This window comes from Rhizobium metallidurans (assembly GCF_014196505.1).
GTDB lineage: Bacteria > Pseudomonadota > Alphaproteobacteria > Rhizobiales > Rhizobiaceae > Rhizobium > Rhizobium metallidurans.
In genome coordinates this window covers 89,704-114,619 of the sequence record NZ_JACIDW010000007.1, presented here as the reverse complement: position 1 = coordinate 114,619, position 24,916 = coordinate 89,704, and the positions used below count along the sequence as shown (strand labels likewise).

Annotated in this window: 18 protein-coding genes; 13 read left to right on the top strand and 5 right to left on the bottom strand. The window is 64.4% G+C overall.

Going from position 1 to position 24,916, the window contains the following annotated elements; genetic code table 11:
- Window positions 1-94: 94 nt before the first annotated feature.
- From GGQ67_RS13220 to GGQ67_RS13205, 4 genes are all read left to right on the top strand, one after another.
- A complete protein-coding gene (locus GGQ67_RS13220; protein ID WP_183900616.1) occupies window positions 95-3,298 on the top strand; it encodes an efflux RND transporter permease subunit in 3,204 nt (1,067 codons plus the stop codon).
- Window positions 3,299-3,436: 138 nt separating this feature from the next.
- Complete coding sequence (gene denD / locus GGQ67_RS13215; protein WP_183900615.1) at window positions 3,437-4,423, top strand: D-erythronate dehydrogenase; 987 nt, start codon at window positions 3,437-3,439, stop codon at window positions 4,421-4,423.
- Window positions 4,420-5,316, top strand: coding sequence for an NAD(P)-dependent oxidoreductase (locus tag GGQ67_RS13210; RefSeq protein ID WP_183900614.1), 897 nt, complete (start codon window positions 4,420-4,422; stop codon window positions 5,314-5,316). The genes denD and GGQ67_RS13210 overlap by 4 nt, the downstream gene beginning before the upstream one ends.
- Window positions 5,317-5,485: 169 nt before the next feature.
- A complete protein-coding gene (locus GGQ67_RS13205) occupies window positions 5,486-7,252 on the top strand; it encodes a putative bifunctional diguanylate cyclase/phosphodiesterase (protein WP_246400181.1) in 1,767 nt (588 codons plus the stop codon).
- Between the two features lie 3 nt (window positions 7,253-7,255).
- Here the strand turns inward: GGQ67_RS13205 and GGQ67_RS13200 are convergent, their stop codons facing one another.
- The 4 genes from GGQ67_RS13200 to GGQ67_RS13185 form a co-directional block, all read right to left on the bottom strand.
- Window positions 7,256-8,278 (bottom strand): NAD-dependent epimerase/dehydratase family protein, encoded by a 1,023-nt coding sequence (locus GGQ67_RS13200; RefSeq protein ID WP_183900671.1) that lies wholly within the window; start codon window positions 8,276-8,278, stop codon window positions 7,256-7,258.
- A 19-nt stretch (window positions 8,279-8,297) separates the two neighbouring features.
- Window positions 8,298-9,611, bottom strand: a complete 1,314-nt coding sequence (locus GGQ67_RS13195; RefSeq protein ID WP_183900613.1) for a UDP-glucose dehydrogenase family protein — start codon at window positions 9,609-9,611, stop codon at window positions 8,298-8,300.
- Between the two features lie 96 nt (window positions 9,612-9,707).
- On the bottom strand, window positions 9,708-11,135 hold the full coding sequence (locus GGQ67_RS13190; protein ID WP_183900612.1) for a mannose-1-phosphate guanylyltransferase/mannose-6-phosphate isomerase: 1,428 nt from the start codon (window positions 11,133-11,135) through the stop codon (window positions 9,708-9,710).
- Between the two features lie 34 nt (window positions 11,136-11,169).
- A complete protein-coding gene (locus GGQ67_RS13185) occupies window positions 11,170-12,594 on the bottom strand; it encodes a phosphomannomutase (protein ID WP_183900611.1) in 1,425 nt (474 codons plus the stop codon).
- Between the two features lie 161 nt (window positions 12,595-12,755).
- Between GGQ67_RS13185 and ung the strand changes: the two genes are divergently transcribed.
- The 9 genes from ung (at window position 12,756) to GGQ67_RS13140 (ending at window position 22,827) form a co-directional block, all read left to right on the top strand.
- Complete coding sequence (gene ung, locus GGQ67_RS13180; RefSeq protein ID WP_183900610.1) at window positions 12,756-13,457, top strand: uracil-DNA glycosylase; 702 nt, start codon at window positions 12,756-12,758, stop codon at window positions 13,455-13,457.
- A 139-nt stretch (window positions 13,458-13,596) separates the two neighbouring features.
- Window positions 13,597-14,529 carry a VOC family protein gene (locus GGQ67_RS13175; RefSeq protein WP_183900609.1) on the top strand — a complete coding sequence of 311 codons (933 nt, stop codon included), beginning with the start codon at window positions 13,597-13,599 and terminating at the stop codon, window positions 14,527-14,529.
- Window positions 14,530-14,543: 14 nt separating this feature from the next.
- Complete coding sequence (locus tag GGQ67_RS13170) at window positions 14,544-15,152, top strand: alpha/beta hydrolase (RefSeq protein ID WP_183900608.1); 609 nt, start codon at window positions 14,544-14,546, stop codon at window positions 15,150-15,152.
- Between the two features lie 182 nt (window positions 15,153-15,334).
- Window positions 15,335-17,188 (top strand): Wzz/FepE/Etk N-terminal domain-containing protein, encoded by a 1,854-nt coding sequence (locus GGQ67_RS13165; RefSeq protein ID WP_183900607.1) that lies wholly within the window; start codon window positions 15,335-15,337, stop codon window positions 17,186-17,188.
- A gap of 220 nt (window positions 17,189-17,408) precedes the next feature.
- Window positions 17,409-18,617, top strand: coding sequence for a glycosyltransferase family 4 protein (locus GGQ67_RS13160; RefSeq protein ID WP_183900606.1), 1,209 nt, complete (start codon window positions 17,409-17,411; stop codon window positions 18,615-18,617).
- Between the two features lie 19 nt (window positions 18,618-18,636).
- Window positions 18,637-19,608, top strand: coding sequence for an NAD-dependent epimerase/dehydratase family protein (locus GGQ67_RS13155; RefSeq protein ID WP_183900605.1), 972 nt, complete (start codon window positions 18,637-18,639; stop codon window positions 19,606-19,608).
- A complete protein-coding gene (locus GGQ67_RS13150) occupies window positions 19,605-20,903 on the top strand; it encodes a polysaccharide biosynthesis protein (RefSeq protein WP_183900604.1) in 1,299 nt (432 codons plus the stop codon). The genes GGQ67_RS13155 and GGQ67_RS13150 overlap by 4 nt, the downstream gene beginning before the upstream one ends.
- Complete coding sequence (locus tag GGQ67_RS13145; RefSeq protein ID WP_183900603.1) at window positions 20,900-22,243, top strand: hypothetical protein; 1,344 nt, start codon at window positions 20,900-20,902, stop codon at window positions 22,241-22,243. Before GGQ67_RS13150 ends, GGQ67_RS13145 begins: the two co-directional genes overlap by 4 nt.
- Window positions 22,240-22,827 carry an LbetaH domain-containing protein gene (locus tag GGQ67_RS13140; protein ID WP_183900602.1) on the top strand — a complete coding sequence of 196 codons (588 nt, stop codon included), beginning with the start codon at window positions 22,240-22,242 and terminating at the stop codon, window positions 22,825-22,827. The genes GGQ67_RS13145 and GGQ67_RS13140 overlap by 4 nt, the downstream gene beginning before the upstream one ends.
- On the opposite strand, the gene GGQ67_RS13135 is transcribed toward GGQ67_RS13140, so the two are convergent.
- Window positions 22,814-24,676: an SGNH/GDSL hydrolase family protein gene (locus tag GGQ67_RS13135; RefSeq protein ID WP_183900601.1), complete on the bottom strand. Its 1,863-nt coding sequence runs from the start codon at window positions 24,674-24,676 to the stop codon at window positions 22,814-22,816. The two genes, GGQ67_RS13140 and GGQ67_RS13135, sit on opposite strands and share 14 nt — an antisense overlap.
- Window positions 24,677-24,916 lie beyond the last annotated feature (240 nt).

Genomic DNA, 24,916 nt, shown 5'->3' with positions numbered 1-24,916 from the left:
CCTTTTAAGCATCCAGTTCTACCCCCACCGGCGGTATCCCAACCGCCGGAGAGGGTCGTTGCATCCCAAATTTCATCCCGGAGAGGGCTTTGAAATGAATATCTCCAGATTCTTTGTCGACCGTCCGGTGTTTGCCGGTGTGCTATCGGTCCTCATCGTGGTCGCCGGCCTGATCGGCATGCGATCGCTGCCGATTTCCGAATATCCTGAGGTCGTTCCGCCGTCGATCGTCGTGCGCGCCACCTATCCCGGCGCCAACCCGAAGGTCATCGCCGAAACCGTCGCCACGCCGCTCGAAGAGCAGATCAACGGCGTCGAGGGCATGCTCTACATGTCCAGCCAGGCGACATCCGACGGCGTGATGACGCTGACGGTCACCTTCAAGCTCGGGACCAATCCCGACCAGGCGCAGCAGCTGGTGCAGAACCGCGTCAGCCAGGCAGAACCGCGCCTGCCGACGGAGGTGCGCGCGCTCGGCATCACGACGGTGAAGAGTTCGCCCGACCTGATGATGGTGGTGAACCTGACATCGCCGGATAATCGCTACGACATCACCTATCTGCGCAACTATGGCGTCCTCAACGTCAAGGACCGGCTCGCCCGCATCGAGGGCGTCGGCCAGGTGCAGATCTTCGGGTCGGGCGACTATTCGATGCGCATCTGGATCGATCCGCAGAAGGCGGCCGAGCATAATCTGGCGGCCAGCGACATCACCAATGCCATCCGCGCCCAGAACGTGCAGGCCGCCGCCGGCACGATCGGCGCGTCGCCGAGCCTGACCGGCGTCGATATCCAGCTGAACGTCAACGCCCAGGGTCGTCTGCAGACGCCCGAGGAATTCGGCAACATCATCGTCAAGAGCGGCGCCAATGGCGAGATCACGCGTCTGCGCGATGTCGCGCGTGTCGAACTCGGCGCGTCGGACTACTCGCTACGCTCGCTGCTGAACAGCAAGGCGGCGGTGGCCATTCCCGTGTTCCAGGCGCCGGGCTCCAACGCCATCACCATCTCGGACCAGGTCGTCAAGACCATGGACGAGTTGCAGCTGGCGATGCCCGAGGGCGTGAAGTACGAGATCGTCTACGATACGACGCAGTTCGTGCGCGCCTCGATCGAGAAGGTCGTGGACACGCTGCTCGAGGCCGTGGCGCTCGTTGTCATCGTCGTCATCCTGTTCCTGCAGACATGGCGTGCCTCGATCATTCCGCTGATCGCGGTTCCGGTCTCCATCATCGGCACGTTCGCGGTGATGTACGTCTTCGGCTTCTCGATCAACGCGCTCAGCCTGTTCGGGCTGGTGCTGGCGATCGGTATCGTCGTGGACGACGCGATCGTCGTTGTCGAAAACGTCGAGCGCAACATCGAGAATGGTCTGTCGCCGCGCGACGCCACCTACAAGGCAATGAAGGAAGTGTCCGGCCCGATCATCGCGATCGCGCTGGTGCTGGTGGCGGTGTTCGTGCCGCTCGCCTTCATCAGCGGCCTGTCCGGCCAGTTCTATCGCCAGTTCGCGCTGACGATCGCCATCTCGACCGTGATTTCGGCGATCAACTCGCTGACGCTGTCTCCGGCTCTGGCCGCTCTTCTTCTGAAGGGTCATCATGCGCCGAAGGACTGGCTCACACGCGGCATGGACTTCCTGTTCGGCTGGTTCTTCCGTGGCTTCAACCGCGCCTTCAGCGCCGGTTCCAATGCCTACGGCAAGGGTGTCGGTGGACTGGTGTCGCGCAAGAGCATCGTCATGGTGATCTATCTGGCGCTTGCCGGGGCGACCTACGGCCTGTTCAACGCCGTTCCCGGCGGCTTCGTGCCGGCGCAGGACAAGCAGTATCTGATCGGCTTCGCGCAGCTGCCCGACGCCGCCAGTCTCGACCGCACCGAAGACGTGATCAAGCGGATGAGCGATATCGCCCTTGCAACGCCCGGCGTCGAACACGCCATCGCGTTTCCCGGCCTGTCGATCAACGGCTTCACCAACGGTTCGAACGCCGGTGTCGTCTTCGTGAAGCTGAAGTCGTTCGAGGAGCGCAAGACGCCCGATCTCTCAGGCGGAGCGATCGCCATGACGCTCAACCAGAAATTCGGCGCGATCCAGGATGCGTTCATCGCCATGTTCCCGCCGCCGCCGGTCCAGGGTCTGGGCACGACGGGTGGTTTCAAGCTGCAGCTCGAAGACCGGGCGGGCCTGGGCTACAACGCGCTGGATGAGGCGACCAAGGCTTTCCTCGCCAAGGCCTATCAGACGCCTGAGCTGGCCGGCCTGTTCTCGAGCTACCAGATCAACGTGCCGCAGCTCTACGCGGACCTCGATCGCGCCAAGGCCGAACAGCTCGGCGTGTCGGTGACCGACGTCTTCGAAACGCTGCAGATCTATCTGGGTTCGCTCTACGTCAACGACTTCAACGCATTCGGCCGCACCTATAGCGTCCGTGTGCAGGCCGACGCGCAGTTCCGTGCCCGCGCCGACGATATCGGCCAGTTGAAGGTGCGCTCGGCCTCGGGTCAGATGATCCCGCTGTCGGCGCTGCTCAAGGTCGATGCCACGACGGGACCGGAACGCACGACCCGCTACAACGGCTTCCTCGCCGCCGATATCAACGGCGGTCCGGCGCCGGGCTTCTCGTCCGGCCAGGCACAGGCGGCCATCGAGCGGATCGCCGACGAAACGCTGCCGAAGGGCATCGGCTTCGAGTGGACGGATCTGACCTATCAGCAGATCCTGGCCGGCAGCTCGGGCATTCTCGTCTTCCCGCTGGCGCTGCTGCTGGTCTATCTCGTGCTGGCCGCCCAGTACGAGAGCCTGACGCTGCCACTCGCGATCATCATGATCGTGCCGATGGGCGTGCTGGCGGCCTTGACGGGCGTCTGGCTCACCGGTGGAGACAACAACATCTTCACCCAGATCGGCCTCATCGTCCTTGTCGGTCTCTCGGCGAAGAACGCGATCCTGATCGTGGAATTCGCCCGCGAGCTGGAATTCGAAGGTCGTACGCCGGTTCAGGCTGCGGTCGAGGCCAGCCGCTTGCGCCTGCGCCCGATCCTGATGACGTCGATGGCGTTCATCATGGGTGTCGTGCCGCTCGTCATATCGACCGGCGCCGGCGCGGAGATGCGTGCCGCCATGGGTGTCGCGGTATTCTCCGGCATGATCGGCGTCACCTTCTTCGGCATCTTCATGACGCCGGTGTTCTACGTGCTGATCCGCAAGCTGGCGGGCAACCGTCCGCTGGTGCAGCACAAGGACGACGACCAGAACGGCCACGGCGGGGCCGAGGTCATCCGCATGGCGGCCGAATAGGCCTGACGAAACGCGAATGCGAAAGGCGGGGCATGTCCCCGCCTTTTCCGCGTTTATGGGCTTCCATGCAGCGACGTGTCGACTAGTCTACCATTCGCCGGACGAGGGGAGTCGCGCTGGCATGGATGGAGGCATTGGATGCATATCGCAATCATTGGCGCGGCCGGCATGATCGGGCGCAAGCTTACGGAGCGGCTGGTGGCCGACGGGCAGCTGTCCGGGCAGCCGATCGGCAGGCTGACGCTCGTCGATGTCGTGGCGCCGGCAGCACCTGCCGGTTTCACGGGGCGGGTGGATACGAGTGCGGCCGATATCTCGAAGCCGGGGCAGGCGGCGCTGATCGTCGGGTCGCGGCCGGATATCATCTTCCACCTCGCGGCCATCGTTTCGGCTGAAGCCGAGCTCGATTTCGAGAAGGGCTACGGCATCAATCTCGAGGGAACGCGGGCGCTGTTGGAGGCGATCCGTCTGGCGCATCTGCAGGATGGCTATCGCCCCTGCATGGTCTTCACCTCGTCGATCGCCGTCTTCGGCGCGCCGATGCCCGATGTCATCCCCGACGATTTCAACCTGACGCCGCTCACGAGCTACGGCACGCAGAAGGCGATGAGCGAGCTTCTGCTCGCCGACTATACGCGCCGCGGCTTCGTCGACGGCATCGGCATCCGGCTGCCGACGATCTGCGTGCGGCCGGGCAAGCCGAACAAGGCGGCTTCCGGCTTCTTTTCCGGCATCATCCGCGAGCCGCTGGCGGGACAGCCGGCTATTCTTCCGGTGCCGGATACGGTTCGCCACTGGCACGCGTCGCCGCGTTCTGCCGTCGGCTTTCTCCTGCACGCCGCCAGCATCGATCTCGAGCCGCTCGGCGCGCAGCGAAGCCTGACGATGCCCGGCGTCAGCGCCTCGGTCGGTGAGCAGATCGAGGCCTTGCGGGCAATCGCGGGCGACAAGGCGGTGGCGCTGATCCGGCGCGAGCCGGACGAGTTGGTGATGAGGATCGTCGGCGGCTGGGCACGGGCTTTCGCGCCGGAGCGGGCAAGGCGCCTCGGCTTCGTGGCCGAGACGAGCTTCGAGGAGATCATTCGCGTGCACATAGAAGATGAACTGGAAGGCGGTATCCGATGAGCAGTCAGCAACGGGCGATCGCGTTTCTGGGCACCGGGCTGATGGGTGCGCCGATGGTGCGGCGTCTGCTCGATGCCGGATTTGCCGTCACCGCCTGGAACCGTGACATCGCCAAGGCCGAGGCGCTGAGGGCCGATGGCGCCGATGTCGCGGAGACGCCGGCATCGGCCGTCGAGGGCGCATCGGTCGTCTTCACCATGCTGACGGATGGCAACGCGGTCGGCGACGTCCTGTTTTCGCAAGGTGTGGCGCAGGCGCTTGCGCCTGGCGCCGTCGTCATCGATTGCAGCTCGATCACGCCCGAGGCCGCGCGCGATCACGCGGCAAGGCTCAGCAAACGCGGCGTCCGCCACCTCGATGCGCCGGTTTCCGGGGGCGTCGTCGGTGCTTCGGCGGGTACGCTGGCGATCATGGCGGGCGGTAGCGCCGACGTCGTCGATGCGCTCAGCGACGTGTTCTCGGCGCTCGGCCGGGTGACGCATGTGGGGCCGAGCGGCACGGGGCAGCTCGCCAAGCTCGGCAACCAGCAGATCGTGGCGATCACCATCGGCGCCGTCGCCGAGGCGATGATGCTGGTCGAGGCCGGCGGCGGGTCGGCGGAGGCGTTTCGACGCGCGATCCGGGGCGGCTTCGCCGAGAGCCGGATACTCGAGATCCACGGTCAACGTATGGTGGAGCGCGATTTCGGGGGCGCCGGCCCATCGAAGCTGCAGCTGAAGGATCTCAACAATATCGTCGCCGAGGCCAAGAGCCTGGCGCTGACCCTGCCGCTGACCGAGGCCGTGCGCGCGGAATTCGCGGCGTTCGTCGAGGATGGCCATGGCGATACGGATCACAGCGGATTGCTGCTGCAGCTGGAGCGCAAGTCGGGCCGCGGAGGCGGAGATTCCTGATATTCGGTACGGTACCTGACGAATAGATGGAGCTCGCTCGCCGGCATGCAATCATTGATAGATTTTTAGGGTGTTCTAATTAATGTCCTACTTGGCAATCACTGCTGGATGAATGCCGCTGCTGACGGCAGCGGAGACGGATTTCGCATTGACGTGACGTGAGGCGTGAATGGCTTTGGCATCTCAGAACTCCAGACGGTCAGAGCGGGAGTTTCAAGATCTTCTACGACGTTTGGAACTTGCACTCGATGCATCGCGGATCGGTGTCTGGGAGCATGATCTGCGGGAAAACGAGATTTCCTGGGACGTTCAGATGCACCGCCTCTACCAGACCGGGCAGCGGAGCGGACGCGTCCCGACGTCGATCTGGTCCAATGCGATCCACCCTGATGACCGCGCGCGTGCCAACCGTGAATTCAGCGACGCCATCGCCAGGCGTGGCCAGTACAATTCGGAATTCCGCATCATCTGGCCGAATGGCGAGATCCGGTATATCCGGTCGCGCGCGCATTTCTATGTGAGCGAAGACGGTTCGCCATCCTTCATCGGCGCGGAATGGGATGTGACGGCCGACGTGCTTCTCAACGCCGAGGCGGCGCGGCAGCGCGAGGTCGCCGAGGCGCGGGCGCTGGCGCTCGAGGAAAGCACCGCGCGGATCGAGCATGCGGCCGCGCACGACTATCTGACCGGCCTGCCGAACCGGCGCTTCTTCGACAAGCGGATCGCCGAACTCGCCGAGGACGAAACCGTCTCGACGCTGGCGGTGCTGCATCTCGACCTCGACGAGTTCAAACAGATCAACGACAGCTACGGCCACGCAGCCGGGGACGCCGTGCTGCGCGCGGCCGCGTTGCGGATCGCCGCGGTGCTGCCTCCGACGGGCATGGCGGCGCGCATCGGCGGTGACGAGTTCGTCGTCGTGCTGGTCAACTTCGAGAGCATGGACGAATTGCGTGACATCGCGCGGCGCGTGCAGAAGCGCCTGCGCAAGAAGATCCGCTTCGGTCACGAGATGCTGCAATCGGGCGTCTCGATCGGCATTTCATGGTCGGCCGACCGCGGTGATTCCAATCTTCTGGCCGAATCCGACATGGCGCTCTACGCCGCCAAGGACGCCGGGCGCGACCGCATCGAGTTCTTCACGCAGCGGCTGAAGGACGAGCTGATGGGCAAGCGGCGGATCGCCGACGAGCTCAAGCTGGCGCTGACGGCAGGCGAAATCGTTCCTTATTATCAACTGCAATTCGACGCCCGTACCCGACAGATCGTCGGGCTGGAAGCGCTGGCGCGCTGGCGGCACCGGGAGCGGGGCATTCTGGCGCCCGTTGATTTCCTGAAGGTCGCGGACGAGCACGGGCTGACGGCCGAGATCGACGCATCGATCCTGCGGCACGTCCTGAAGGACCGCCGCGAATGGGAGCAGCATGGCTTCGATGTGCCGAGGATCTCGGTGAACATCTCGGGCCAGCGGCTTTATGATCCGCTTTTGATCAGCGATCTGGAGGGGCTCGATATCCCTGAGAACGCCATCGTCTTCGAACTGATCGAGACGATCTTTCTCGACGACTGCGACGACGAGATGATGCAGAGCGTCGACCGGATCAAGCTGATGGGCATCGAGATCGAGATCGACGATTTCGGCTCGGGCCATGCCTCGCTGATCGGCCTCGTCAGGCTGCGCCCGACGCGGTTGAAGATCGACCGCCAGCTGGTGGACGCGATCGATACGTCCGACGAACAGCGGCGGGTGGTGAAGTCGATCATCGAGATCGCCAAGGCGCTTGATGTCAAGGTGATCGCGGAGGGTGTGGAGAGCGAGCGGCACGCCGCGACGCTGGCCAGGCTCGGTTGCGATGCCCTGCAGGGGTTTGCGCTGAGCAGGCCTGCGCCGGCGGACGAGATCGACGCCAAGTTTTCCGCCCTGGTCACGAGCTGAGGATCAGGCGGCGGTATCGAGTTCGCGGCGTGCTTCGAGATACCACTCGACGAAGGCAGCCACACCCTGTTCGAGCGACGTTTCCGGCGTGTAGCCCGTGAGCGCCCGCAGCAGATCGGGGCTGGCGTAGGTGCGCGGTACGTCGCCCTGCTGCATCGGCAGCATGACGCGCCTGGCCGGTTGGCCGAGGGCTTTCTCCACCGTTTCGACGAAGTCGAGCAGGCTTATCGGCTGGCCGCCGCCGATGTTGACGATGCGGAACGGTGCCTGATGCGACAGCGTCTCGACCTTCTCGGAGGCGATGCGATTGCTTTCGCCGGGAACGACGGCCGAGAGACGCACCACGGCTTCCACGAGGTCATCGATATAGGTGAAGTCGCGGCTCATCTTGCCTTCGCCGTAAATCTCGATCGGCTGGCCCTCGAGCATGTTCTTGACGAACTTGAAGAGCGCCATATCAGGCCGGCCCCAGGGGCCATAGACGGTGAAGAAGCGGAAGGCGGTGGTCGGGATCTTGTGGAGATGAGCGTAGCTGTGCGCCATCAGCTCCATCGACTTCTTGGTCGCGGCATAGAAGGTCAGCGGCTCGTCGGCGCGGTCGGTCTCATGGAAGGGAACGGTTGGATTGGCGCCGTAGATCGAGGAGGTCGAGGCCAGCATCAGGTGGGCGACGCCGCTCTTCCTGGCGATCTCCAGGATGTTCCAGGAGCCGATCAGGTTCGAGTTGAGGTAGGCCTCGGGGTTCTCGTTGCTGTAGCGTACGCCGGCCTGGGCGGCGAGGTGGATCATCACGTCGGGCCTGGCGGCCGTGACCGCCTGCTCGAGCGCGGCACGATCCTCCAGCATCGCCGTGACCGGCGTGAAAGCCGGAAACTGGGCGAGGGCGGCGTTGCGCATATGCTTGAGCTTGATGTTGTAATAATGCGTCATGCCATCGAAGCCGGTGACCTCGTGGCCGTCCTGCAGGAGCCGGCGCGCGAGATGGAAGCCGATGAAACCGGCCGTTCCGGTGATGAAATACCGCATGCTCATGCCCTGCTTTTGGTTATGTCTTGCTCTTCTTGCCGACGGCGAAGTAGCTGAACCCATGCCTTGTGACTTCGGCGATCGGATAGATGTTGCGCAGATCGACCAGCACCGGCGTCTTGACCAGCGTCTTCAGCCGCTTGAAATCGAGCGCGCGGAATTCCTCCCATTCGGTGACCAGCACCAGCGCGTCGGCGCCTTCGGCGATCTCGTAGGGATCGCTGCCGTAGACGACCGGGCCGAGCATGTCCCTGGCCGCATCCATTCCCTCGGGATCGTAGACGTGAACCGTCGCGCCGCCGTCGAGCAGCGCCTGGATGATGGTGATCGAGGGCGCGTCGCGCATGTCGTCGGTGTTCGGCTTGAAGGTGAGGCCGAGAACCGCGATCTTCTTGCCCCGGACATTGCCGTCGCAGGCGGCGATGACCTTGCGGCCCATGGCGCGCTTGCGGTTGTCGTTGATGGCGACGGTGGTCTCGATCAGCCGCATCGGGCTGTCATGGTCCTGCGCGGTCTTGACCAGCGCCAGCGTGTCCTTGGGGAAGCAGGAGCCGCCGTAGCCGGGGCCGGCATGCAGGAACTTGTCGCCGATGCGCTTGTCCATGCCGATGCCCTTGGCGACCTTCTGCACGTCGGCGCCGATCTGCTCGCAGAGATCGGCGATCTCGTTGATGAAGGTGATCTTCATGGCGAGAAACGCGTTGGCCGCGTATTTGATCAGCTCGGAGGTGCGGCGCTCGCAGAAATAGAGCGGCGCTTCGTTGAGATAGAGCGGGCGGTAGACTTCGCGCATGACTTCGATGGCGCGCGGCTCCTCGGTGCCGAGCACGATGCGGTCGGGGCGCTTGAAGTCGGTGATGGCGGCACCCTCGCGCAGGAATTCCGGGTTGGACACGACCTCGATGTCCTTGTCGGGAAACTCCTCGCGGAAGATGCGCTCGAGCTCGTCGCCGGTGCCGACGGGGACCGTCGACTTGGTAACGACGACGGTGAAGCCTTCGACGGATGCGGCAATTTCACGCGCGGCGGCGTAGACGTAACTCAGGTCGGCGTGACCGTCACCGCGACGCGAGGGCGTGCCGACCGCGATGAAGACGACGTCGGCGGCGGCCACGGGGGCTGCGAGATCCTTGGAGAAATCCAGGCGCCCGGCGCTACGATTCTGCGCGATGATGGTGTCGAGGCCGGGTTCGAAGATCGGCACTTCGCCGGCTTCCAGCGCGTCGATCTTGGCGGCCGACTTGTCGACACAGGTGATATGATGGCCGAAATCCGCGAGGCAGGCTCCCGAGACGAGGCCGACATAGCCCGAGCCGATCATCACAATACGCATAAAATTCTTCCTCAAACACCGATCACAGCCTTGCCTGATGACAAGGCCATGACGGTGTTACAGAGGTAATTTTATAAGTTCAAGACAACCGGGAGATCAGTTGCGGCCGAACTCGTCGACGATACGGATGATGTCGTCCTCGCCGAGATAGGAGCCGGTCTGGACTTCGATCAGTTCGAGCATGATCTTGCCCGGATTGGCCAGGCGATGCACTTCGCCAAGGGGTATGTAGACCGATTCGTTTTCGCGCAGCATCTGCACCGTGTCGCCGATCGTGACCTCGGCCGTGCCCCTGACGACGACCCAGTGCTCGGAGCGGTGGTGGTGCTTCTGCAGCGACAGCTTCTTGCCTGGCGTGACGAAGATGCGCTTCACCTGGAAGCGGTCGCCGTTGAAGATCGAGGTGTAGCCGCCCCAGGGCCGGTAGGAGGTCGGGTGCGTCTCGGTGAGCTTCGATGTCGCCGGCTTGGAGGCCAGCATCTTGACGATGGCGCCGACGTCCTGGCTGTCCTTGAGGTGGCCGACATAGACGGCGTCCTCGCTGGCGATGACGGCGATGTCGTCCATCCCGTTGACCGCGAGATGAACGCCGTGGGTCATGACCAGCGAGTTGCGGGTGTTGACCACGGTGGTGTTTTCGGCGGCGACATTGCCCTGCTCGTCGCGGCTGCCGCTTTTCCAGATCGAGTCCCAGCTGCCGAGATCGGACCACTGGAATGGAGAGGGAACGACGGCTGCGTTCTTCGTCTTCTCCATGACCGCGTAGTCGATCGAGATATCCGGGCTTTCACCGAAGGCTGCCTTGTCGAGGCGGATGAAGTCGAGATCCTTGACGCCTTGGGCGACGGCTTCGCCGGCGGCCTTGAGGACGGCGGGGGCAAAGGTGGTCATTTCGCTGAGCAGCTTGGCGACCGGGAACATGAACATGCCGGAATTCCAGTAGAACCCGCCCGATGCCAGCATCTCCTCGGCCTTCGCGAGCGGCGGCTTCTCGATGAAGCGCTTGACCGCAAGCGCGCCACTCGGCAGCGCCTCGCCGCCTTCGATATAGCCATAGCCGGTTGCAGGCTCCGTCGGCTTGATGCCGAAGGTGACGAGCTTGCCCGCGGATGCGGCGGCGATCGCGGTGCGCACCGCGTCGAAATAGACCTGGTCGGCATCGATCTCGTGGTCTGAAGCGAGCACATGCATGATCGTGCCATCGCCGAAGCGGTCGCGAACCAGCGCGCCGGCGGCGGCGACCGCGGCGGCGGTGTTGCGGGCCATCGGCTCCAGAAGGATGCTCGACAACGCGATGTTGAGTTCGCGCGCCTGCTCGGCCACGAGGAAGCGGAACTCCTCGTTGGTGATGACGATCGCCGGTTCATAGAGCGCCTTGTCGGAGACGCGCAGCAGGGTTTCCTGAAACAGCGTGGTGTCGCCGATGAAGCGGATGAACTGCTTGGGGGCGGCGGCGCGCGACAGCGGCCACAGGCGCGTGCCCTTGCCGCCTGCCATGATTACCGGAACGATCTTCTGCGTCATCTGGATGTGTCCTCGAATGGTCTTTAATCGTTGATCAGTTTGCGCTCGCCCAGGCGCGGATGCGCTTGAGGCCGGCTGCGAGAAGGTCGGTGGCCGCGCTTTCCGTCTTCGCTTCCACGTAGCAGCGCATCTCCGGCGCGTTGCCCGATGGGCGGAAGTGGATGATGCGCCTGTCTGCCAGCGTCACGCGCAGGCCGTCGATGTCGCTGGTGCCGTCGACTTCACCGATCGGCTGCAGAAAAGCGGCAAGATTGGCCGGGGTCGCACGCAGGTGCGCCATCAGTTTCGCGCTGGTCTCGACCGGAAAGTTCTCAAGCCGGTCGGCGGCGGCGAAGGGGAGCGCGTAGCCGGATGCGATTACCGACAGAGGGCGCTTGTTCGCGGCCGCCTGTGCCAGTGTCGCCAGGACAGGCAGGAAGCAATCGCGGGTCGGCAGCGCCAGCAGCGTCGTGCCATCGAGATCGAAATCGCTCGCCACCAGCGTGCCGCCGTTGGCCTCGAAGCCGACGACGCCGGTCTTGCCTGAAACAAGCGCCTCCTGCATCCCGGAGATCACGAAGGGCGACCCGACGCGGGTGCGGACGACGCTGAACGATCCAGCCTGTTCGATGCCGGAATTGGAGGTGACGGGTGTCACCACGGCATTGGCGCCGAGGAAGTTTGCGGCGATCAGGCCAAGGAGGTCGCCGCGCAGCGGGGTGCCGGTTTCATCCGTCACCAGCGGGCGGTCGCCATCGCCGTCGGCCGAAACGATGGCGTCGAGGCCATGATCGCGCGCCGCCTGCTTCAGCAGTGCGATGGTGTCTTCCGAGACGGCTTCGGTATCGACGGGAATGAAGCCTTCGGAGCGCGCGAAAGCCTTGACCTCGGCGCCGTAGTGCTCGAGCAGGTCGACCATGAGATCGCGTGCGACGGTGCTGTGCTGGTAGACGCCAATTTTCAGGCCGGCAAGCGCATCGGCGGGCAGGAGGCCGGCATTGCGCTTCGTGAAGAGGGCGAGGCACTCGGCCGACCGATCCTCAGGCTGAATGTCGTTCAGCGGCCATTCGAAGCCGGTGCGGTCGAGATCGGCCGCGGCCGCGGTGATCGCGGCTTCATCGGCCTTGTCGATCTCGCCATCCGGGCGATAGAACTTGATGCCGTTGCGGTCAGCCGGAATGTGGGAGCCGGTGATCATCAGCGAGGCGGCGCCGAGATGCAGGCCGTAGAGCGCCAGCGCCGGTGTCGGCACCGTGCCGCAATCGATCATCGCAAAGCCGAGCTTGCCGAGCGCCTTGATGCAGTCGGCTGATATCTCGGGGCTGGATTGGCGAAAGTCACGGCCAATAAGGATCGGGTCTCCCGCCTTCGCCCTGCCGCTTTCGAGGAGATAGCGGCCAAACGCCGTCGCATGGAGCGCCGACGCCCTGCCCTTCAGATCCTCGGAAAGGCCTCGAAGCCCGCTTGTTCCAAATTTCATTCTGAATAAGCCCTCGGCAACGCTTGAATTCGACCGTGTTTTGAAAGCAGACTACCCAAAGTTCGTAAACTTTGATGGCCGGCGACCGGTAAAATGTCCGCCAAATCCCTTTTCGACGCAAGTTTGTAGCTCGTTTTTGGCGAGCCGGTGGAGGCAATTGCATGAATGAACAGACGATCGCACTCGAAGACGGCTGGAAGAGCGCCTTGTCCGCGGAGTTCGAGCAGCCCTACATGCAAAGGCTGAAAAGCTTCCTTATCGAGCGAAAGCAGATGGGGAAACGGATTTTTCCAAGAGGATCGGAATATTTCAGGGCTCTTGACCTGACACCGCTTAAAGATGTGAAGGTCGTGATCCTCGGCCAGGACCCCTATCACGGCGCGGGGCAGGCGCATGGGCTTTGCTTCAGCGTGCCGCCGGGCGTCAGAATTCCGCCGTCGCTGGTCAATATCTACAAGGAGTTGCAGGCCGATCTCGGGATTACGCCGGCGCGCCACGGCTTTCTTGAGCATTGGGCGAGGCAGGGCGTTCTGCTTTTGAACAGCGTGCTGACGGTCGAGGAGGCGCAGGCCGCGTCGCACCAGGGCAAGGGCTGGGAAACCTTCACCGATGCCGTGATTCGCAAGGTCAACGACGAATGCGATGCGGTGGTCTTCATATTGTGGGGTGCCTATGCGCAGCGCAAGGCGGCGTTCGTCGATACATCCAGGCACCTCGTTCTCAAATCGCCGCACCCGTCGCCGCTTTCGGCGCATAACGGCTTTTTCGGCTGCCATCACTTCTCGAAAGCCAACGCCTTTCTCGAAAAACACGGCCGCCCGCCGATCGACTGGCAGCTTCCTGAAAATCCTGATGATCAATAGTCCGCGATGAACGATTGTCGTTGGTCGTTCACTAAAAGTAGACGATCCGTTCCGGTCGGCGGGACTATTCCAACGGCCGGATAGGGATCATCTATAACCCATCGAACAGCCCGCCAGCCGGGCCAGAAAGGGGTTTTCAATGCTCGACCAGATCAAGGGCCTTCATCACGTCACGTCGATGGCTGCGAACGCCCGGACGAACAACCAGTTCTTCACCAACGCGCTTGGCCTGCGTCGTGTCAAGAAGACCGTCAACTTCGACGCGCCCGACGTCTATCACCTCTACTACGGCGACGAGAACGGCGCGCCGGGCACGATCATGACCTATTTCCCGTTCCCGAAGATGGCACAGGGTCGTCCCGGCACCGGCGAAGTCGGAACGACGGTCTATTCCATTCCCAAGGGTTCGGTCGGCTTCTGGAGCGATCGTCTCGCCAAGCTGAATGTAACAGGTCTGAAGACCGAGGAAACATTCGGCGAGAAGCGGCTGAATTTCGCCGGTCCTGATGGTGACGGCTTCGCGCTCGTCGAAGTCAGGGACGACGCGCGTCTGCCCTGGACGCATGGCGGCGTCGATGGGGATCACGCCATCCGCGGCTTCCACTCGGTCGCCATGCGGCTGCGCGACGACGGCGCGACATCGGAACTGCTGACGTTCATGGGTTATCAGGTCCAGGAGGAGCGCGATGGCGTCAAGCGCCTGACCATCCCCGGCGGCAATGGCGCGCATCTGATCGATCTGGAGACGATGCCGAACATTTCGCGGGCGCTTCCGGGCGCCGGCTCCGTTCACCACGTCGCCTTCGCCGTCGAAAATCGCGCCAAGCAGCTGGAGGTCCGCAAGGCCCTGATGGACACCGGATACCAGGTGACGCCGGTGATCGACCGCGATTACTTCTGGGCGATCTATTTCCGCACGCCGGGTGGCGTGCTGTTCGAAATCGCCACCAACGAACCGGGCTTCGACCGGGACGAGGATACGGCGCATCTCGGCGAAGCGCTGAAGCTGCCGACGCAGCACGAGCATCTGCGCTCGCTGCTCGAACAGCACCTCGAACCGCTGGAAGCATAGGACAGGATATCGATATGACCGATCATGGATATGTGCACCGGCTGCATGCCGGTGCCGCGGGCAAACCTATTCTTTTTACCCTGCATGGGACGGGCGGAGACGAGAACCAGTTCTTCGACTTCGCGCGGCAGCTCCTGCCGGAGGCAACCATCGTCTCGCCGCGTGGCGACGTCTCGGAATACGGTGCCGCGCGCTTCTTCAAGCGCACCGGCGAGGGCGTCTACGACATGGCCGATCTGGCGCGGGCAACGGACAAGCTGGCTGATTTTGTCGGACAGCTGGCAAGCGAGCACCAGGCGTCGGCGATCCTCGGGCTGGGCTTTTCGAACGGCGCCAACATTCTCGCCAACGTGCTGATCGAGAAAGGGCTTTTCGATGCGTCGGCGCTGATGCATCCGCTCATTCCGTTCCAGCCGAAGGCCAATGCGGGGCTTGCGGGTCGCAAGGTGCTGATCACCGCGGGCGAGCGCGATCCGATCAGCCCCGTGCCGGTCACCAAGGCGCTGGCCGATTATTACGAGCGCCAGAACGCCGTCGTGACGACCGTATGGCATCCCGGCGGACACGAGATCCGGCCGAACGAGGTCGACGCGATCAAGGCTCTTTTCGAGCCGTACCGATAAGACGTCATCGGGCAGAGCTTGCGGGGGCAGACCTTGCGGGGGAAGGCCCTGCGGGGTCTGCCCGATCGGCTTCGGCGCGCTACCACTTTGATCTAGGGTCAGGCCTTCAATCTTCTGTGGTAATTCTCCGTCGATAATGCTGGAGCGGGTATAGGATCTTATCGTCCGGGGATTGCATTCGTATGAGCGATAGTGCCGATCTTCGGATGGTCCTGGGGCTTCTCCGCCGCCAGATCCGGGTGGTGCTAGCCACCACCGCCTCCATTGTCGTATTGACCTCCATCATCCTGATGTCCTTGACGCCGCGATATACGGCGCAGGCGCTTGTCGTCGTCGATACCAGCGCCAAGAACCTGTTGTCGCCCGATACCACGCCAGTCGCCGCGGCTTCCGACAATGCACGGGTGGAGGGCGAGGTCCGGATCGCGCAGTCGGACGCGGTGCTTCTCGATGTCGTGCGCGAGGAAAAGCTCACCGATGATCGGGAGTTCGCGCCGCGATCCGGCTATTTCGATCTCGCAGCCACCTTGGCCCGCTTCGGCGGCGCGTCGTCCGGTGCCACTGACGCCGGTGAGCGCGAGACGCTGGCCTCCTTCAAGGAGGCCGTCCGCGTTCGCCGCGAGGGGCTGACCTATCTCATCACCATCGGCGTCACCTCAAGGGATGCCGGGAAGGCCGCGCTGCTGGCCAATCGCGTGTCGTCGGTCTACATCCGGCAGCAGATCGACGCCAAGGTGGCGGGGACGATCGCGGCCCGCAACAGCCTTCAGGCGCGGGTGAGCGCGGCGAAAGACAGCCTCGCGAGCCACGAGGGGCGGCTCAACGCTTTCCTCGCCGCCAATGTCGGCCTGCGCGATCCCTCCGGAAACGCGAATTTGGGTCTGCGGGTCGCCGATGCGCAGTTCGACCAGCGGGCCTCGCAGCCGGCAGGCACGCCGCCGCCGCCGACGCCCTCCGAGACGTTGACGCAGTTCTACAGCCTGCAACAATCTGCCGAGATCGCGCGGGCGCAATATCAGAACCTTCTCACCCGATTGCAGGATTTCGAGGCGCAGGCCAGCCTGCAACTGGCCGACAGCCGGATGATTTCCGAGGCATTGCCGCCCATCGAGCCCTCATATCCGAAGAGTGTGGCGATCCTTGCTGTCATGAGCCTCGTCGCGCTCGGGTTCGGCATCGGGGCGGGCTTCCTGCGGGAGTTCTTCGTCGGCGGATTTACGGGAGAGGATCAGGTCGCGGCCGTCTTGAACATCCAGCTGGCGTCGGTCGTGCCGCATGAAGAGGGCGGCGAACTGGAGCGGCCGCATGGGCGCGGGCTCTCCGACCGGATCATGACGGCGCCGCTGTCGGTGTTTTCGGAATCGATCCGGCGTATCCGGGCCTCGGTCGAGCAGGCGCTTCTCGACAGGCACCCCGTGCTGGAGGATGCCCGCGCGGAGGGCGTCGTCATCATGGTGTCCTCCAGCCTTCCGGGCGAGGGGAAGTCGACGCTCGCCACCGCGCTGGCGCGGACCTATTCGCTTGCGGGCAAACGCACGCTGCTCATCGACTGCGATCTGAGGAAGCCCAGCATTCACCGCCACGTCGATCGCGAGCCGACGCCCGCCTTCGTCAACCTGCTGCGCGGCGAGGCCGATCCGGGGCTCGCCAGCATGGTCGCCGTCGATCACGCCACGAACCTCTCCGTCATTCTGGGCGCGCGGCCGGCCGAATTCGCGACCGACGAGTTATTGATGAGCGCGCGGGTGCGGGCGCTTCTATCCCGGGCGCGGCTGCATTTCGACTATGTCGTCATCGACACGCCGCCGGTCGAGGCGGCGGTGGATGCGCTTTATCTGGCCCGGCTCTGCGATGTCGCGCTCTTCGTGGTGCGCTGGGCGCGGACGCCGCAGAACGTCGCGCGCAAGGCGCTGGCGGCGCTGAAGGGGAATGTAGGGGGCGGTACATCGGTCATTGCGGTGCTGAACGGGCAGGATCAGCGCCGCTGGTTCAGCTTCAGGGCAAGGCCTCCATGGCGCGCCGCCTATGCCGGATAGGGATCACCCGCCGTCGCTCGCGTGGTCGGCATACGCCTTTAGGTGCAATCCAGGCGTTTGTCGCTGGGTTCCGCTTGACACGGTGGTTGCATTACTGAAGGTTTAATCCATTCATCAATGCAACCTCATTCGCGTCACGGCTGCGCCCCTATTTTTCCCGGTGGCGCTTGATTGCAGGCATTTGAAATAGCGATTTCACTCATTCGTTGAAGAGCGACGCATGGTCCGTGCAAGGCGCATTCTCGTCCATGATTACTCCGGTCATCCGTTTCAGATCCAGCTTGCTCGCTCACTGGCGCGGCGCGGATACGAGGTTCTGCACGTCTATTCCGAAAGCTTCCAGACGCCGAAGGGTGACCTCCAGGCGCGGCCGGACGATCCGCCCGGGTTTCGCATCGCCGGCCTGTCGCTGTCCGAGCCGTTCCAGAAATCGAGCTTCCTGAAGCGGCGGGCGCAGGAGATCGAATTCGGACGGCTGGTGGCCGGTGAGATCAGGCGGTTTCGGCCAGGGATCGTGCTTTCGGCCAATGCACCGCTGGATACGCAGGCTGTCATTCACAAGGCCGCGCGCGCCTGCGGAGCACGGTTCGTGTTCTGGCTGCAGGATATCTACAGCGAGGCCATCGGCCGCTTCCTGCCCGCGACGTTTCCGCTGATCGGAAATGCGGTCGCGCGTCGATATCAGCGGCTCGAATTCGGTCTGCTGAGAGCGAGCGATCATGTCGTCACGATCACCGACGACTTCGTTCCATGTCTCCGGGTCAACGGCGTCACGCTCGACCGGATCTCCGTCATCGAGAACTGGGCGCCGCTGGATGATATGGAGCTGGCCGGGCGGTTGGCGTCCAGAAGCGAACGAGGCAATGGCCCGATCCGGGCGGTCTATGCGGGCACGCTTGGCTACAAGCACAATCCCGATCTGCTGCTGCGGGCGGCGAAAGCGTTGCCGATCGCGATCCATGTCCATTCCGAGGGCGCGGTTGCCGAAAGCCTGGCGCGCAAGGCGGCGGCGGAAGGTGTCACCAATCTGCGCGTGAAGCCGTGGGTGCCGTTCGCCGATCTGCCCGATGTTCTCGGCAACGCGGATATTCTGGTCGCAATGATCGAGGACGAGGCAGGGGCCTTTTGCGTACCGTCGAAGGTGCTGACCTATTTTGGGTGCGGGCGGCCGGTGCTGGCTTCCGTGCCACGCAACAATCTGGCGCGACGTCTCATCGAGCGCGCCGATGCGGGGCTTGCATCTGATCCCGATGACGCGGCGGGGTTCATCGACAATTTTCGGAGGCTTGCCGGGGATGGCGGGCTGCGCCTCCGGCTTGGGGCCAAGGGTCGTGAATACGCCGAGGCGCATTTCGCGATCGGGCCGATCACCGACCGTTTCGACAGGGTTTTCGCCGGTCTCCTTCGGATGGAGAAACAGGCGGTCTAGCGCTGGGGGGCGTTGCATAATGGAGAGGACCGCGCTTGTCTGCGGCGCCGGAGGGTTTATCGGCAGCCACCTCGTTGCCCGGCTGAAGCGCGACGGCTTGCGGGTTCGCGGCGTCGATCTGAAATTGCCCGAATACGGGGAAAGCGTTGCCGACGAGTTCATCGTCGCGGATCTGCGGCAAGCCGACGTCTGCGAACGGGTGATCGACCGCGATTTCCACGAGGTCTATCAGCTGGCGGCCGACATGGGCGGGGCCGGGTACATATTCAGCGGCCGGCACGATGCCGACATCATCCGCAATTCGGCGACGATCAATCTCAATGTCGCCGATCTGTGCCACCGGCGCCGGGTCGGTCGCGTGTTCTTCTCGTCGTCGGCCTGCGTCTATCCAGCGGTCAACCAGGCCGATCCCGACAACCCGAATTGCGCCGAGTGGTCCGCTTATCCGGCCGCGCCCGACAGCGAGTACGGCTGGGAGAAGCTGATCTCGGAACGGCTCTATCAATCCTATGCCCGCAACTACGGCATGACCTGCCGCATCGCCCGCTACCACAACATCTTCGGCCCATCGGGAACCTGGGACGGCGGCAAGGAAAAGGCGCCGGCGGCCATCTGCCGCAAGGTGGCGCAGGCCGAGCATGGCGGCGAGATCGAGATATGGGGCGATGGTCTGCAGACGCGGTCGTTTCTCTACATCGAGGAATGCATCGAGGGCACGATCCGGCTGATGCGCTCGGACTTCGCCGGGCCGGTGAATATCGGCTCCGAGGAAATGGTGAGCATCAACCGGCTTGTCGACATGGTGTGCGAGATCGCCGGCAAGCGGCTGCGCAAGCGCCATGTCGCCGGCCCGACGGGCGTTCGTGGACGCAGATCCGACAACCGGCTGATCGCCGAGAGGCTCGACTGGCAGCCGACGCAGCGCCTGATGGATGGCCTGGAAAAGACCTATGCGTGGATCGAGAGCCAGCTTCCGCGGAGTGCTGCGTGAGAAGCGGCTTGCCCCGATGGAGCAAGTTTTCCGTCGGTGGGCGGCCGCGCGGCTCGACCAACGCGGCGTTGCTGATCGCGAGCTTCGCGATCGGGCAGGGATCGATCTTCCTGGCGCAGACATGGCTGATCCATCGGGGCGCGCTCGATCTGCTTGCGGCCTTCGCGACGCATTTCTCCTTTGCGATCCTTACGCTTGGCATCGTCGATTTCGGCGCGCCCGTCGTCGCCGCGCGGCGGATTTCGCTGGCCGAGGACGGCGCGCGCGTGGAGGTGGCGCGGCGCTGCTACTGGCAGGCCTCCGCTGTCCGGCTCGGCATCGCGCTGCTGCTGTCGTTGGCGGCGCTCGTCTATGCCTGGCTTGGCGGGGACGGGTTTTCGCGGGCCTATATTCCCGCAGCCGTGCCTGCGCTGTTGCTCTCGGCGTTCAACGCGACAGGCGTCTTCGATGGGTTGGGGCTCAGCGGCATCAGCGGGTTGACCGGGATGCTCGCCTACATCGCGTCGGCCATCGCGTTGGTCGCGGTCGGCACCAACCTAGCGGATGCGGGCGTGGTCCTCGGGTCGGCGCTGTCGCTGGGCTATGCCATCGCCGTTGGCGCGCAGCTGGCCGTGCTTTGGCGGCTGGGCTGCTCGATGCGGCTGGCGCCCGTCACCGGCGCGGATTGCCGCACCTTTGCCCGCGAGGGCTTGGGCGTGCTGCTGGCGAGCTTGCCGGGGCAGCTGTCGTTTCGGTTTCAGATCGTGGTGTGCGCGGCGGTTCTGGGGCAGGCGGGGGTGGGGCTGTTCATCTATGGCCGGCAGATCGCCGCCGCCGCCTCGCAGGTTCTGGAATTCGTGCGGCGCGCGCATTTTCCCGCAATGGTGCGCACTCTTCGGCCCGGCGGCGTGACGCCGAGGTTGGTTTTCGAGGCGCAGCGGCTGGCGAGCCTGCTCGCGATCGTGCTGGCGCTTGGCCTGATGCTGGCCGGCGGCGCCTGCTTCCTGCTGCTCGGCGGCGCCTTCGCGCAATCGGGTCTGGTTGTGGCGCTCTTTTCCTTCGGGGTTCTGACCGGCGCGCTCACGCAGACGCTGGCCCAGGCGGCGCAGGGGCTTGGCCGCTTTCGCGTCGTCGCCGCTGCCGCCGTGCTTGCCATGCTGGTCGGCTTCGCGGCGAGCGCCGGTCTCGGGGCGCTGTTCGGGCTTGGCGGGCTGGCGGTGGCGGAAGTGCTGACGCATGTGGTTGGGGCGCTGGTGATCCGGCCGTCGCTGTTCCGGCGAGCGGAAGGGCGCAAGACCGTACGGGTCAGCGCATGATCAGGCTCTGGACCGTCGCGGCGCTCTATCTCGCCAATCTGCCCTTCGCCGACAGCATGTTCGTCGTTCTGCTGACGCTGCCGATGTTCCTCATGGTGCTGGTCGGGCTGTATCGCATTCGGTCGCGGCAGTTCCAGATCGGCGATGTCTTCTGGTTCTGTCTCTTCGTCTATTTCGTGATCTCGCCGCTGCAGCGCATTCATGGGGACCGGATCGGCGGCGCGACGGCGATCACGGCCTATGCCTACGAGCCTCACGAGTTCGTAGCGGCGATGCTGATCGTGGTCCTGTTCTGCCTGCCGTTTCTATTCGTCGCGATGGATCGGGCCGAACCGGCAGCGCAGGCGGGTGCCTTGCCGCCGCCGATGCCGGTTCTGCTCGTCCTGAACGGATTGGCCTTCGCGTCCTTCGTCGCATCGCAAGGCGGCATGGAGCGGCTGTTGTCGTCGCGGCTGGAGCAGGACCCGGCCCCGCCCTTCATCGGCAGCCTGTTCTTTCTTGGCCTGCAGTCGGTGACCGCATGCCTTGTCGCGGTGCGGTTCCATGCGTCCCGATCGCGGCTTGGCACTTCGCGACTGGCCGCTCTTCCGCCGCTGCTGCTCGTCGTCATCCTGCTGGCGGTGGCGCGAAATCCGTTCAATGCGCCGCGCTTCATGCTGCTGGCCGTCTGGGGACCGGTCATGCTGGCGCTCTACGGCGGCAGGGTTCCGGCGGCGTGGTTTTACGTTGCCGGGCTCCTGGCGCTGACGATCCTGTTTCCGATCCTTGATATCACCACGCGGCTTGGACTGGATGGCGTGGGCGATCTCTCCGATATATCCGTTGTCGGCAACTTCTTCGATATTCCCTCTGTCGATGTCTTCGACATGGCGGTTCATGCCGTGCGCTTCATGTCGGCGCATGACCAGATGTGGGGCGAGAAGCTCGGCGCCATCCTGCTGTTCTTCGTGCCGCGCGCGGTCTGGCCCGGAAAGCCCGTGGTGGGCGGGCTCGATGTCGGCAACGAGCTGTTTGCCGCGGGCATGTACGGGACGCCGAACCTGTCCTTCTTCATCGGCTGCGATCTCTACATGGATTTCGGCTTTGCCGGCGTTGCACTGGGCGGCGTCGTTGCGGCGATGTTGCTGCGGCTGGTGCTGATCGCCGAATGGGGCGTGTTCGGCGGCGTCAGCTTATCCCGCATCCTCATCGCCTCGTCGCTGCCGATCCTCCTGCGCGGCCCCGTCGGCGCCGTGCTGCCGTTGTTCGTTTGTCAGGTCGCGATCGTTCTGGCCCTGTCGCGGCGGGTCCGGGACAAGGTCTCTCCCGTGCTGCCCGATCGGGAGCGGTTGCAACGATGACGGACGGCGCATCGGACAATTTCGGCATACTCGACGCCTCGAAGTCCGGCTCGCGTGAGGGCGGGCCGAGCTTCGCGGTTCGGCATCGCGTTCTTCGCCTCGCCTGGGGGATCACCTGGACGCTGCTGGCGGCGTGGACGCCGGCGCCGCTGCATCGCTGGCGGGCGTTCCTGCTGCGGCTGTTCGGCGCGCGGCTGGCGCGCAATGCGCGGGTGCATGGATCGGCGCGGATCTGGTATCCGCCGCATCTCGTCATGGAGGCGAACACGCTGATCGGTCGCGGGGCGATCATCTACAGCATCGCGCCCGTTCACATCGGGCGGGGCGCGGTGATCTCGCAGGGCGCGCATCTGTGCACCGGCTCGCATGATATCGACGATGCGGCCTTCCAGCTCACGGCCCGCCCGATCACCATAAACGCCGATGCATGGGTCGCGGCCGAGGCCTTTGTCGGCCCCGGCGTTTTCATCGGCGAGGGTGCGGTTCTCGGCGCGCGGGGCGTTGCCTTCGGAGATCTGGCCGCATGGACCGTTCATGTCGGCAATCCGGCCCGACCGATCCGCGCCCGCCTCACCAGCCCATAGCGGTGGTCGCCGATACCCAGGCCGAGGCGGCGATCGCATAGCCCCGGTCGTTGAGATGCAGCGCATCGGAACGGAGCGACCTCGGAATGATGCCGGCGGCGACGTCCTGCTGGTCCCCGCTTGTCTGGTTGGCGGCGGCGGCAAGCGCGGCGCTGAGATCGACGAAGCGTTCCGGATAGAGCGTCGCCAGCGTGGCGTTCAAGCCGGCGATCGTCTGGCGGGTTGCGAGATCATCCGCGGCAGAGGGCAGGATCGCGCCGATCAGGTAGCGGCCGCCGGGGACATGGGCCGCCATCGCCGCGATGTCGGACAGGACAGTCTCGGGCTTGGCCGCATTGTTGCGTCCGGCCCACAGCCATTGAACCTGGCCGAGGGTCGCATCGCCGGGGAGGAAGCGGGTGGCGTATTCGACGGCCACGGCGTCGCCGGCATGGCTGCGCGTGAACAGGTGGCGGGTGTTGCCGTCGGTCGTCAATACGCCGTCCACGCCGGCCAGCGCGCCGGGCAGGCCGATCGTGCCATTGGCGCCCCGCAGCGCGTCGACCGATCGATAGAGCACGTCCACCTGCGGGCTCTCTTCGCCCCACTCGACAACGATGTTGTCGAGCGACCAGCGCACGAGACTGCCGCTGCTGAGGAAGGCCATGGCCCCGCAGGACGGATTTGCGCTGGCGAGATTGCCGGCGGAAAAGACCAGTTCATAGTGGCCGCTCGCCGAGATCGCCCAGCTTGGGTCGCCGCCCGATGTCGTCGTTGCCCAGCTGCCGCCCGGTGCCCCGAGGCCGCCGACATGGATCTGGCCGCTGCCCTCGATGATGTCGATGTCGAAGGCGATGTGGACGATCTTACCCGCGGGAATGGTCTGGCCGCCGGGGATTTCGGCAATGGCCAGTTCGCATCCGCGCAGCACCCCGCCGTCGTCGTTGTCGACGACCAGCCTGCCGTCGCGCGCCACAACCGGCGTCGCATGGCCATCCTGTATGCGCGGCGACCAGCCCTCGCTGTCCTGATCGAAACGATAGAGCCTGGAGAATTCCGGGCGATAAGCCGGGATTTCGCCATCGGCGGGCGTCGGCTGCAACGTGGTCGCCACCGCGCTCTCTTCGAACTGGCCCGGAAAGATACGCAGCGTGATGTCGATCGCGCTTCCGGATACGGCGTCGAGCAGATGCGTGGAGCGGACGAAGCCCCGCGTCGCGGTGGCCGTCGCCGACACGCCGCTGCGCATGCCGTCAAGGGCGAATGCGGGAGCCGCGATTTCGGCAACATAGCCGCCGAGTTCGTCGGCCTCGATGAGCAGAAGACGCAGGCCCGATATGCCCGAGGTGGAGCCGGCGACCATTCGTATCTCGCTCGATATCGTCCACGGACTGCCCGGTTCCGTTGCGTAGTTGGCGGCGATGGCGCCATAGATCTGCCGGCCGATGTCGGTGAAACCGGCCGTTGCCGTCCCGCTGATCCTGACGTCGCCGTAGGGCAGGCCGTTTTCGTCGGTGCCCTTGTGGATGCACTCATGCGTGAGGCCGTTGACGCTGCCGGTCTCGAACAGATCCATCCAGTCGCGCGTATGCGGATAAAGGTTCCTGGGATCGCCGCCGGCCACGGCGAGCAGCAGCGGCACGCCGCCCTGCCGGGCGCCGATCTCGGTCGAGGTCTGGCCGCCGATGCCGCGATTGACGATCGTTCGAGGCGGATCGAAAAGACCGGCGGCGATATCAGGAAAAGTCTGGTCGCGAGACGATGCGCCGGCACCTTCCGTCAGGCTGTCGCCGTAAGCGATGATCTGGCGAGGGCCGGAACCTTGCCGGGCATGGGATTGGACGGTCGAAAGGCCGATACCGAGAAACATTGCGGGTCTCCATCATGAACTCGGAAGACATCCTAATTCAGCGCCCGGAGACGGGGATGACTTGCCGGCGCAAGTTCTTTTCCGGTCAGATCTCGCAAAGCGTGGCGCGCTTCATGATCTCTTAAGTAATTATCTTGAGATTACAGTTTCCTTGTTCCATGATGATTCCGACCGGAAGGATTTCTGTGTCCGACGTCATGTCGATCGATGCAGATCGCTTCCGCGCAGAACATGTTTCCT